The sequence below is a fragment of the Haemophilus haemolyticus genome, from assembly GCF_003493685.1.
Taxonomy (GTDB): domain Bacteria; phylum Pseudomonadota; class Gammaproteobacteria; order Enterobacterales; family Pasteurellaceae; genus Haemophilus; species Haemophilus haemolyticus_O.
This window is the reverse complement of the sequence record NZ_QQJW01000008.1, coordinates 20,063-32,300: the sequence shown is the minus strand read 5'-3', so window position 1 is coordinate 32,300 and position 12,238 is coordinate 20,063. Positions and strand designations below refer to the sequence as shown.

General features: G+C 38.5%; 10 protein-coding genes and 2 tRNA genes. 9 read left to right on the top strand and 3 right to left on the bottom strand.

Annotated features, from left to right (window positions below; genetic code table 11):
- Nucleotides 1–58 precede the first annotated feature (58 nt).
- Nucleotides 59–134: transfer RNA gene (locus tag DV434_RS07295), tRNA-Gly, on the top strand.
- Nucleotides 135–158: 24 nt separating this feature from the next.
- Nucleotides 159–234 (top strand) — tRNA-Gly (locus DV434_RS07290).
- 126 nt (nucleotides 235–360) lie between these two features.
- Here the strand turns inward: DV434_RS07290 and wecA are convergent.
- Nucleotides 361–1,428 (bottom strand): UDP-N-acetylglucosamine--undecaprenyl-phosphate N-acetylglucosaminephosphotransferase, encoded by a 1,068-nt coding sequence (wecA, locus tag DV434_RS07285; RefSeq protein WP_105875568.1) that lies wholly within the window; start codon nucleotides 1,426–1,428, stop codon nucleotides 361–363.
- A 377-nt stretch (nucleotides 1,429–1,805) separates the two neighbouring features.
- Between wecA and DV434_RS11020 the strand changes: the two genes are divergently transcribed.
- Nucleotides 1,806–2,000 carry an outer membrane protein assembly factor BamD gene (locus DV434_RS11020; RefSeq protein ID WP_239992771.1) on the top strand — a complete coding sequence of 65 codons (195 nt, stop codon included), beginning with the start codon at nucleotides 1,806–1,808 and terminating at the stop codon, nucleotides 1,998–2,000.
- The gene (locus DV434_RS07280; protein WP_239994346.1) at nucleotides 1,957–2,877 is read left to right on the top strand and encodes an SEL1-like repeat protein; all 921 of its coding nucleotides are present in this window, start codon (nucleotides 1,957–1,959) and stop codon (nucleotides 2,875–2,877) included. Before DV434_RS11020 ends, DV434_RS07280 begins: the two co-directional genes overlap by 44 nt.
- Nucleotides 2,878–2,975: 98 nt before the next feature.
- Here the strand turns inward: DV434_RS07280 and glnD are convergent, their stop codons facing one another.
- Together glnD and map are read right to left on the bottom strand one after the other, a co-directional pair.
- Nucleotides 2,976–5,567, bottom strand: a complete 2,592-nt coding sequence (gene glnD / locus DV434_RS07275; protein ID WP_118785621.1) for a bifunctional uridylyltransferase/uridylyl-removing protein GlnD — start codon at nucleotides 5,565–5,567, stop codon at nucleotides 2,976–2,978.
- Between the two features lie 93 nt (nucleotides 5,568–5,660).
- Nucleotides 5,661–6,467 (bottom strand): type I methionyl aminopeptidase, encoded by an 807-nt coding sequence (gene map / locus DV434_RS07270; protein WP_118785620.1) that lies wholly within the window; start codon nucleotides 6,465–6,467, stop codon nucleotides 5,661–5,663.
- A 136-nt stretch (nucleotides 6,468–6,603) separates the two neighbouring features.
- On the opposite strand from map, the gene erpA reads away from it, so the two are divergent.
- From erpA to argG, 5 genes are all read left to right on the top strand, one after another.
- Nucleotides 6,604–6,948 carry an iron-sulfur cluster insertion protein ErpA gene (gene erpA, locus DV434_RS07265; protein ID WP_005632606.1) on the top strand — a complete coding sequence of 115 codons (345 nt, stop codon included), beginning with the start codon at nucleotides 6,604–6,606 and terminating at the stop codon, nucleotides 6,946–6,948.
- Between the two features lies 1 nt (nucleotide 6,949).
- Nucleotides 6,950–7,303 (top strand): YacL family protein, encoded by a 354-nt coding sequence (locus tag DV434_RS07260; protein WP_032826506.1) that lies wholly within the window; start codon nucleotides 6,950–6,952, stop codon nucleotides 7,301–7,303.
- Between the two features lie 6 nt (nucleotides 7,304–7,309).
- Complete coding sequence (mrcB, locus tag DV434_RS07255) at nucleotides 7,310–9,667, top strand: penicillin-binding protein 1B (protein ID WP_118785619.1); 2,358 nt, start codon at nucleotides 7,310–7,312, stop codon at nucleotides 9,665–9,667.
- Nucleotides 9,668–9,836: 169 nt separating this feature from the next.
- Nucleotides 9,837–10,709, top strand: a complete 873-nt coding sequence (locus tag DV434_RS07245) for a phosphoribosylaminoimidazolesuccinocarboxamide synthase (RefSeq protein ID WP_118785617.1) — start codon at nucleotides 9,837–9,839, stop codon at nucleotides 10,707–10,709.
- A gap of 176 nt (nucleotides 10,710–10,885) precedes the next feature.
- Nucleotides 10,886–12,220 (top strand): argininosuccinate synthase, encoded by a 1,335-nt coding sequence (gene argG, locus DV434_RS07240; protein WP_118785616.1) that lies wholly within the window; start codon nucleotides 10,886–10,888, stop codon nucleotides 12,218–12,220.
- Nucleotides 12,221–12,238: the final 18 nt, after the last annotated feature.

The window sequence follows — 12,238 nt, the reverse complement described above, 5'->3', positions numbered from 1 at the left end:
TGCCCTTGCAAGCCCTAAAAATATTTGTATAATGCGACCTCATTCACTGATGTGAACTGCGGGAATAGCTCAGTTGGTAGAGCACAACCTTGCCAAGGTTGGGGTCGCGAGTTCGAGCCTCGTTTCCCGCTCCAATTTCACATTATAAAAGCATTATTGCGGGAATAGCTCAGTTGGTAGAGCACGACCTTGCCAAGGTCGGGGTCGCGAGTTCGAGCCTCGTTTCCCGCTCCAAATTTCAATCCCTAGCCAAAGGCTGGGGATTTTTTCTATCTACAAAACATATCGCCCAAACTCTAAAGTGCGGTGAATTTTCTCAAAAATAAAGGCTTGTGGTTTAATAACACAAGCCTTTATTTTTTATGCTTTCTTCAACCGTTTGGCACGACGTTTCATTCTTCTTACCCAACGAGTAATTCGCCATGCACGCGTAATTGAATATACATAAAGGAAAAATAAAATGAAAAAGCCGACAAACATCGCCCACTCATTCACATAATAAACTTCCCCTAAAATACCGATAGTTGCACAAACTGCCGAAACAAAAGTAATCAATAAAAAGGCTTGTCTTGATGTCAAACCCGCTCTCACCATTAAATGATGAACGTGTAAACGATCTGGGCGGAATGGGCTTTTACCTTTACGTACACGGCGATAAATAATCGCAACCATATCAATCAAAGGAATCGCAATAATCCAAAGTGCGGTGACTGGATTCATAGGATGCCCTTTTCCTTGCGTACTCAATAACAAAATCCAAATAATGGTAAAGCCAATTAATGTACTCCCCGCATCGCCCATAAACACCTTATATTTAGCCCCAAATGGAATGCCTAGATTGAGCATCAAATAAGGTAAAATCGATACGATTAAAGCAAAACTCCAGTGCGCCATATCCATTTGCCCATCTCGATACATTAAAATACCAATCGCCGCAAAAGAAACGCAAGAAAGCCCACCGAGCAATCCATCAATACCATCAATCATATTAAAGGCATTAATAATCGCAATAGTGGCAAAGACGGTAATAATCAAACCGATGGAACCGAGCGTTAACTGGAAAGGCCCTAAAATTTGACCGAGATGATCTAGATAAACATTCCCAAGATCGATCATTAAAATCGCCAATATCGCTTGAATCCCTGCTCTCAAGAAAGGGCTAATATCAAAACGATCATCTAAAATCCCAATCGCCAATAAAACAAAAATACTGAACAAATAGAGATACGGTAATCGAAGCTGATCCCATTCCATCAGGTAATAGCAAAGATTTCCAACAAAAAGCGACACGCCACCGATTAGCGGAATTGCACCTTGATGACGTTTACGATAGTTTGGCTTATCAACTAATCCAATCCAATTGGCAACTGGTCGCATCACAATCAATGTTAAAAATGCGCCAAGAAAAGTAACAAAAATACTCAACATAATGTGATCCTAAAAATTTTTTGCAAAGGATAACATAAGGCAAATTTACCTAGAAATATATTTTTCAAGAACCACTATTTTTCACTTCAACGCCACTGTTTTTATACTTAAATTTACAATCTAACTGCTACAGCCAAGTTATTTATAAGGACATCAAATATAATTTGTTTAGTACAATAAAAAAGATATCAACCTTACGAACAGCTACACATGTTGCCTTATTTAAACGTTAAAAAATTAAGAAAGTGTTTCAGTTAGGTTATAAATTCAAAGTATAATGACGACTCGTTTTTAGTTTGACAATTCAGTAGATACTAAAAATATATTGCCAAACAAAAATTTTGGCGTCTTCTATAAATCAATCTAGAGATTATTATATGAAACTGACACAAACATTTCTCACTAGCGCATTGTTAGCTACTTCAATTTTTTCTGTTCAATCTACGGCTTGGGCAGATACGCCAGAACAGCAATTTCAACAAGGCTTTGAAGCTGTTAATAAAGGAGACTATCAAACCGCCCTCAAACTTGCAACCTTTAGCCGCACAGGGACATGCAAAGGCTCAAAATAGTTTGGGTTGGATGTATTCCGAAGGAAAAGGCGTAAAACAAGATTATGCTGAAGCGATAAAATGGTATCAAAAAGCTATTGTACAAGGGAATGCAAAGGCTCAAAATAATTTAGGTTGGGCGTATTACCGTGGAGAAGGCGTCAAACAAGATTATACTGAAGCGATAAAATGGTATCAAAAAGCTATCGAACAAGGGGATCCAATGGCCCAAAATAATTTGGGTTGGGCATATTACCTGGGAGAAGGTGTCAAACAAGATTATGCAGAAGCGATAAAATGGTATCAAAAAGCCATTATACAAGGAAATGCAAAGGCTCAAAATAATTTGGGGTTGATGTATGAATTAGGAAAAGGCGTCAAACAAGATTATATTGAAGCGATAAAATGGTATCAAAAAGCTGCTGAACAAGAGGAAGCAATGGCTCAAAATAATTTGGGGTTGATGTATGAAAATGGACGAGGCGTCAAACAAGATTATTCTGAAGCGATAAAATGGTATCAAAAAGCTGCTAAACAGGGCTATGCAAAGGCTCAAAATAATTTAGGTAATATGTATTACAATGGTAAAGGCGTTAAACAAGACTATTCAGAAGCTGTTGCATGGTATCGCAAAGCTGCGGAACAAGGGAATACAAAAGCTCAAAATAATTTGGGTTGGGCATATTACCGTGGAGAAGGTATCAAACAAGATTATGCTGAAGCCATAAAATGGTATCAAAAAGCTGCTGAACAAGACTATGCAAAGGCTCAATTTAATTTGGGGACGATGTATCGCAATGGAGAAGGTGTTAAACGTGACCTTTCAAAAGCTAAAGAATGGTTCCGTAAGGCTTGTGATAAGGGTAATGAAAAGGCTTGTGATACTTTAAAAATGTAGCGAAATCATTTTGAAATTAGGACGCTGAAAAGCGTCCTTTTCTGTAGAAAATCAAACCTAATCTTCTACAACGAATATATCGTCGTAAAACTATACGATTAGTTAATTTCTTTCACTAGAACCTGTTTTAATATTTCTCTCTCCTCTCTTGCAAGTGCTTGCCCCAATTGGTTCGTCAAAATAAAAAAATCCTCGGCTTTTTCGCCTACAGTAGTAATTTTCGCATTCAATAAATTGAGATTTAACTCAGTAAAAATCTGGCTCACTTGGGCTAATAAACCTGGTTTATCCAACGCAACCAGTTCCATTTCAGTATGCTCTTTTTTATTTTCGTGTAAAAAACGCACGTCAGTTTGCACAGTAAAATGTTGAAGCTGACGATTCGGCGTAATAGAAAGTGCGGGTAATTTTTCACTTTGAAGGGCTACTGTTAGAGCTTGCTCTAGTTCTCGGCGACGATCAAATTCAAGCAATTCACCGTTAAGTTCTGTGATGATAAAGCTATCAAAAACATAACCATCTTGTGTCGTAATAATCTGCGCATCATGGATACTGAATTTTTTTGCGCCAATGGTACTCACTACTTTATTAAATAAGTGCGGTTGATCTTGGCAATAAATAAACACTTCCGTGCCGCCAAGTGAAAAGCGATTACTAATTTTCACTAATAATGATTCAGCGAAATCCACCAACAAACTTGTATGCCACGCGATTTGTTTTGGCGTATTACGCACAAAATAGTCTTCAGGACAACGAGCCCATAATTGCTCAATCGAAATTGGCGTAATATCGGAATAATCCTGCGTTAAAATTTGTTGTGCAAGTTTTCGGTTTTCTTCCGATTTTTCTGAGTAATCAAGCAATTCTTTCATGCCTTGTGCAAATTGCTGTTCAGTAAATTCATATAAAGAGGCAAAAAGCGAACGTTTCCAGCTATTCCATAAATTGCTGTTGGTAGCACAAATATCCGCCACCGTTAAACAGGTGAGATAATCTAGCCGAACTTGATTTTGCACGGCTTCCGCAAAATTCATGACGACTTCAGGATCATGAATATCACGGCGTTGTGCCGTAATTGACATCAGCAGATGGGATTTTACGAGCCAAGCAAGAGTATCAATTTCTCGACGATCTAAACCATGTAATTGCGCAAAGTCTGCCACATCTTCTGCGCCAAGTTCTGCGTGATCGCCACCCCGCCCTTTTGCAATATCGTGGAACAACGCAGCAATATAAAGCAAAGTACGGTCAGAAAGTTGACTAAAAATTCGATAAGCAATGGGATGCGCTTCCGCACTTTCCTGTGACAGAAAACTTTCCAATTTCAACATCACGCGCAATGTATGCTCATCCACCGTATAAATATGGAACAAATCAAATTGCATTAAGCCCTCAATGGCTTGCCATTGCGGAAGATACGCCGTTAATACGCCATATTGGTGCATCGGCATAAACGCACGCTTAATCGCATTAGGTTGATTAAACAAACGTAGAAATTTTTCCCGAGCAGCAGGAATTTCGCATAATTTTTGTGATAATTGCTCTAAGGAAATTTGTAATTGACGCAAGGTATCAGAATGAATATTGGCCTGTTCGTACTGTGTTAAATAAAAGAATAGATCTAAAATTCGCTCTGGTTTTTCTTGAAAAACACGGCTATTACGCAAACATAAGCATTGATTAATCAGTTGGAAATCATCGTCTAACTGATGAATCGCGCTATCCTGATTTGATGAAAGCACATTTTCTCGATAATGCTGAATCAGCAAATTACTAATCAGCGAAATTCGGTGCAATGCTTGGAAAAAACATTTCATCATTTTTTCCACAGCTTGATTGCCTTCACCTCGGAAACCCAACAATTCACTGACTTTAATTTGACGATCAAACAACAGACGATTATCGTAACGTTTCAAAATCAAATGCAAAGCGAACCGCACTTTAAATAAAAATGCACGACTTTCTTGTAGTTGCTGATATTCTTGAGGATAAATAAAACCACTTTGTAAAATGGCCTCAAGGGTCAAAGCCCCAGAATGGCGCAACGCCACCCAATACAACAAATGCAAATCACGCAAACCTCCAGGGCTATACTTAATATCTGGCTCAAGGTTATAAGCCGTATTGTGATAACGCTGATAACGTTCTATTTGCTCTTGCACTTTGGCGTTAAAAAAATCCTCTTTCGACCAAAAATCAGCATGTTTTAGCAATTCATTTAGCGCATCAAAGTGAGGTCGATTTCCAGCAAGAAATCTTGCTTCTAATAAATTGGTGGCAATCGTAATATCTTGTTTTCCTTCCGATTCGCATTGTTCTAAGGTTCGAACACTATTTCCCACCTCAAAGCCACAATCCCATAAAAATTGGATAAATTGAGTAATTTTTTCTTCAATTTCTGAGCTAGGTATTTGCTCGACCAAAATTAAAAAATCTAAATCCGACAAAGGAAACATCTCACGCCGTCCATAACCGCCCACCGCAATTAAAGAAATCCCCTGTTGTTCACTTAATCCCATTTCCTGCCAAAGTTGAATCAATAAGGCATCATAAAAATCACTGCGATTTTCAATAAGCTCAAAAATGGAATAACGAGAAAAATTCTCTAGCTCAAATTGCTTGAGATTTTCTCGCTCAATTTTGACCGCACTTGGCGTTAAAGGAGAAGATAGTGTCGGAGAAAACAGCATATGAATTGCCTTTTGTTAGAGCGAAGTCGTTTTATTATAAAGAAAAACAAAAAGGGCGTATATCTACGCCCTAATCTTATAATTTAATGTCAATTACACATTCACCATAATCCGTGAGATTCGACCTTCTGCAATTTCTTCATCACGGATAGTCATTACTTCACAACCTGTTTCGGTGACAACAAGTTGATGTTCGTATTGTGCTGAATGGCTGCGATCTTTGGTTTTTACTGTCCAACCATCTCCCATCACGCGCACTTCTTTTTTGCCTGCGTTAATCATTGGTTCAATGGTAAACACCATGCCTGGTTTTAAAATCACACCGCCATCATCTGCGTAATAATGCAATACTTGAGGTTCGCAGTGAAACTCTGTACCGACACCATGTCCGCAATATTCACGCACAACGCTGAAAGTTTGGCTTTCAGTATATTTTTGCACAGCTTTGCCTATTTCATTTAAACGAATACCTGGTTTTACTGTGCGCAATCCCACGTATAGGGCTTCTTGTGCCGCTTCCACTAACTTTTTACTACGAATATTTGTTTCTCTGCCCACGATATACATTTTTGAGTTATCGCCAAAATAGCCATCTTTAATCACCGTGACATCAATGTTCACAATATCGCCATTTTTTAGCACTTTATCGTCACTTGGAATACCGTGACAGACAACTTCGTTAATGGAAATACAGGTAGCCTTTGGGAAACCGTGATAATTCAAACACGCAGGGATAACCTTTTGTTCATTCACCATATATTCATGGCAAATTCGATCAAGTTCACCTGTAGTTACACCTGCTTTTACGTAAGGTTCAATCATCACCAGCACATCCGAAGCCAATTTGCAGGCCTCACGTAGTTTTACAATTTCTTTTTCTGTTCTAATTGGAATAGCCATTTTATTTCACCTTTTTTGAAAAAATTTTTGCCAGATTATAGCACGATTTCTAGGAAAAAACTGGATTACACTTGAATGGAGTAAATGGTTATTAGATAATAACGAAATTCAAATTTTCGGGAAGCGGGAAATAATTATGACAGATAACATTGCAGTACCATTGACATTTACTGATGCAGCAGCGAATAAAGTAAAAAGTTTAATCAGCGAAGAAGAAAATACTAATTTGAAATTACGCGTGTATATCACGGGCGGTGGTTGTAGCGGTTTCCAATATGGTTTTACCTTTGATGAAAAAGTCAATGAAGGCGATTTAACGATTGAAAAATCAGGGGTTCAACTTGTGATTGACCCAATGAGTTTACAGTATTTAATCGGTGGTACCGTCGATTACACAGAAGGTTTAGAAGGTTCACGCTTTACTGTAAATAATCCAAATGCTACCAGCACTTGTGGCTGTGGTTCATCCTTTAGTATCTAAGATGGATTTTCAATTTACACATTATCAAGGCAATGTATCCGTAAAATGTTCGATGGAACACATTGCCCTTGCTAACTGGTTCAATACAGAAGTGCGGTCAAATCCAAAGGCGATTTTGACCGCACTTTCTACTGCGCAATCACTCTCTGAAAATCAAGAAGAGATCTTAATCGGCGCAGAATATACATTGTTTTTAGATGCTGATGAAGTAATGGTACGAGCGAATAATCTCGCCATTGAAACAGATGAAATACTGGAAGACGATTTTCATTATTATGATGAAGAAAGCATTGCTTTTTGTGGCACGCAAGATTTTATCCATTTCCTCGAAGCTTATGTTGATTTTATCTCTTAACCGACTATGACCACCGAAAACGTTCAAAAAAATCCCGAAGAAAAAACACCGAAAAAACGCTGTTCTTTCAGAAACTTTCTATTAAAAGTCGCGTTTACTGGTGCAGTATTAACCGTATTTTATGGCGGATATTTAGATTGGCAAATCCGTTCGAAAATGGACGGGCAAATTTGGCGCCTGCCTGCTGAAGTGTATAGCCGCATTGAAAGTGTGAAAATTTCAGATAATCTCGCTTTTGATGAAGTGATTCAAATTTTATTAGATAACGAATATCGCCAAACGACCATGGTAGCCGCACCAGGCGATTTTAAATTGGAAGATGATACCATTGTGGTTCTTCGCCGCGCTTTCCCTTTCCCTGATAAACCAGAACCACAACGAGTTTTACGTTTACGTTTTGTCGATAACAAACTTAATCGAATTGAAGATCTCGTTGCCGTAAAAGCAATCGATGAGTTTCGCCTTGCGCCAAAATTAATTGCAATGTTGGAATCTGATAATGAAGATCGCCTTGCAATTCCTTTACAAAACTACCCGCGCTTATTGATTGATGCCTTAATTTTAACGGAAGATCGCCGTTTTTATGATCATTATGGTATAAACCCAGTGGGGATTATACGAGCATTAATTACCAATATCCGTGCGGGGCAAACGGTACAAGGTGGGAGTACACTCACTCAACAACTCGTGAAAAATTTATTTTTATCAAGCGAACGTACGATTACCCGTAAAGCGAACGAAGCCTTGATGTCATTGGTGTTAGATTGGCGTTATGATAAAAATCGTATTCTCGAAACCTATCTCAATGAAATTTATCTCGGACAAAATGGCGATACGCAAATTCATGGTTTTGAATTAGCTAGCCAATTCTATTTTGGTCGTTCAATTCGTGAAATTAGCTTAGATCAAATTGCACTTTTAGTCGGGATGGTCAAAGGTCCTTCACTTTATAATCCTTGGCGTAATCCTCAAAATGCCTTAGAACGTCGTAATGTTGTTTTAAAGCTCATGCTTGAACATAAAATGATCGGTGATGAACTTTACCAATTATTAAGCCAACGACCTTTAGGTATTCAACAAAAAGGACAAATCTCGCGTAAATACCCTGCGTTTATTCAAACTTTACAAGCAGATTTACGCCGTGAGCTTGGCGAACATAAAATGTCGAGCTTACTTGGCGCACGTATTTTTTCCACAATGGATTTAAAACAACAAGCTCAAGCAGAAAATGCAGTGGTGAATACCGTTTCACAACTACAACTGAAAACGAAAAATCCATATTTAGAAGGTGCCATGATTGTTGCGGATTACCGCGTGGGTGAAATTCGTGCGGTAGTGGGCGGTTTGCAAACGCAATATGCAGGCTTTAATCGTGCATTAATGGCAAAACGTCAGATTGGTTCTTTAGTAAAACCATCAATTTATTTGACCGCACTTTCGAATCCAGAACAGTTCCGTTTGAATACCCCAATTAATAACCAACCAATTACGATTAATGTCAAAGGTAGCCCGCCGTGGCAGCCGCGCAACTATGACAAAAAATATAGTGGTTCAGTGATGTTAATGGATGCCTTAGCACGTTCTTTAAATATTCCGACTGTGAATATTGGGATGAAAGTCGGCTTGAGCAAAGTCATTGATACACAAAAAGCGATGGGATGGGATAATGTGGAAATTCCAAAAGTGCCCGCTATGTTACTCGGGGCTTATACCATCTCACCTTATGATGTAACGAAACTTTATCAAACTATTGCGAATCAAGGTGGGCGGATTGAACTCACAACCGTCGATACCATTGCGGATCGTCAAGGAAATATCATTTATCAACATGATAAAACCGCAAAACAAGTGGTCCCACAAGAAGCGGCATTCCAAACGTTATTTGCAATGCAACAAACTGTTGAACGGGGTACAGCTCGTAGCTTGCAAAATGATTATGCGGATTTACGTTTAGCCGGTAAAACAGGGACAACAAATGATGCGCGTGATACTTGGTTTGTGGGGATCGATGGAAAAAATATCAGCACAGTTTGGCTTGGTCGCGATGATAATGGCGAAACAAAACTTACTGGTGCATCAGGCGCATTACAGATTTATAAAGATTATTTAAGCCATACTTATATTGAGAAATTGAAGCTAAATAAACCTGCGAATATGAAATGGGTTGGTATTACCCAACATGGTAGCTGGGATTGTGACAGCAATCAAGTGATCCCAGTTTGGGTGAATAATGGGCAGAATTTCTGCGGAGGAACATCAACGGCTTCTCCATCGCCGGCTACTCCATCAGCTGAAACCGAAATCGCCCCTCGACAAGAAAGTGTCTGGGATGTATTGGATAACCCAAATCCACCCGCTCAATAATTAATCGCGGTATATTTCTAATAATAATCAAATATTTTGAAGCGAAAAAACTACTCTTCCCCTGAAATTTCAGGGGATTTTTTTTATTTCTTTAAAAAAATAGCAAACGTTTGCTTTAAAAGTGCGGTACAATACGCGCCAGTTTTTACTTTCATACAGGTGCAAAACGATGACACAACAACTCCCCATTTTAAGTCTAAAAAAAATCTATTCAGGTAAAGTACGAGATCTCTATGAAATCGATGATAAACGCATGCTAATGGTTGCCTCTGACCGCTTATCTGCGTTTGATGTTATTTTAGATGATCCTATTCCACGAAAAGGAGAAATCCTGACTCAAATTTCCAACTTTTGGTTTAACAAACTTGCTCATATTATGCCGAATCATTTCACTGGTGAAAGTGTTTATGATGTGTTGCCAAAAGAAGAAGCTGATTTAATCAAAGATCGCGCTGTAGTGTGTAAACGTTTGAATCCCATTAAAATTGAATCTATCGTGCGTGGCTATTTAACTGGCAGTGGTTTAAAAGATTACAAACAAACTGGAACCATCTGCGGATTAAAATTACCTGAAGGCTTAGTTGAAGCAAGTAAATTACCAGAACCTATTTTCACCCCATCAAGTAAAGAAGCTGTTGGCAATCACGATATAAATATCAGCTATGCAGAATGTGAAAAACTCATCGGGGCTGATTTAGCCGCACAAGTAAAAGAAAAAGCTATCGCACTTTATACTGCAGCTGCAGAATATGCACTGACTAAAGGTATTATTATTTGCGACACAAAATTTGAATTTGGTTTAGATGAAAATGGCACGCTCACCTTAATGGATGAAGTATTAACACCAGACTCTAGCCGTTTTTGGTCTATCGATACTTATCAAGAAGGGATTAATCCTCCATCATTCGATAAACAATTTGTACGCGATTGGTTAGAAAATAGCGGCTGGAATAAACAAGCGCCTGCACCGAAAGTGCCAGAAAATATTATTCAGAAAACTGTTGATAAATATCAGGAAGCTCTGGATTTATTAACAAAATAGAGATCAAAATCCCTGCTATTTACAGCGGGGATTTTTATGCATGATGACAACTAAAGATTTTTAGTCTTAATACATAAAAGGCTAGACAAACATAAAAACTGCAGTTATATTTAAATGACTTTTTATTCAAATAAAATGATTAATTATTCAGTCTGAATTATAAATAAGGAAAAGATATGTCAAATACAATTCTACAACATTTACCTGAAGGGCAAAAAGTCGGTATCGCGTTCTCTGGCGGATTAGACACCAGTGCGGCATTACTTTGGATGCGTCAAAAAGGCGCTGTGCCTTATGCATACACCGCTAATTTAGGTCAACCTGATGAAGATGATTACAGCGCAATCCCTAAAAAAGCAATGGCGTATGGTGCAGAAAATGCTCGCTTAATTGATTGTCGCTCTCAGCTTGCTCACGAAGGAATTGCTGCAATTCAATGCGGTGCATTCCATATTTCTACAGGCGGAATTCCTTACTTCAATACAACACCACTTGGTCGCGCCGTAACTGGCACAATGCTCGTTGCGGCAATGAAAGAAGACGATGTGAATATTTGGGGAGATGGATCTACATTCAAAGGGAATGACATCGAACGTTTCTATCGTTATGGTTTATTAACAAACCCGAATTTAAAAATCTATAAACCTTGGTTAGATGCTCAATTTATTGAAGAACTTGGTGGCCGCTTTGAAATGTCTCAATTCCTTATCGAACATGGTTTTGACTACAAAATGTCCGTTGAAAAAGCCTACTCGACCGATTCCAATATGCTGGGTGCAACCCATGAGGCAAAAGACTTAGAGCAATTAAGCACAGGCATGAAAATTGTTAAACCAATTATGGGTGTAGCATTTTGGGATGAGAAGGTAGAAATTAAACCAGAAACAGTCACCGTTACTTTTGAAGAAGGTGTCCCTGTCGCATTAAATGGTAAACGTTTTGATAATGCAGTTGATATTATTCTAGAAGCAAATCGTATTGGTGGTCGTCATGGTTTAGGGATGTCAGACCAAATCGAAAACCGTATAATTGAAGCAAAATCTCGTGGTATTTATGAAGCACCAGGGATGGCATTATTGCATATAGCTTACGAACGCTTAGTAACCGGTATTCACAATGAAGATACCATCGAACAATATCGTATTAATGGTATCCGTTTAGGCCGTTTGTTATATCAAGGTCGTTGGTTTGATCCGCAAGCATTAATGCTGCGTGAAACAGCACAACGTTGGGTGGCAAAAGCAATTACGGGTACGGTAACGCTTGAGCTTCGTCGTGGTAACGACTTCACTATCTTAAATACCGAATCACCAAACTTAACCTACGAAGCAGAGCGTTTAAGTATGGAAAAAGTGGAAGATGCACCATTTGATCCAATTGATCGTATCGGTCAATTAACAATGCGCAATTTAGATGTATCTGATACCCGAGGTAAACTTGGCATCTATGCTCAAACAGGTTTATTAAGCGCAATTAAAGATTCAGTATTGCCACAATTAGGCAAGAAATAAGATAAAAGTGCCGGTGAA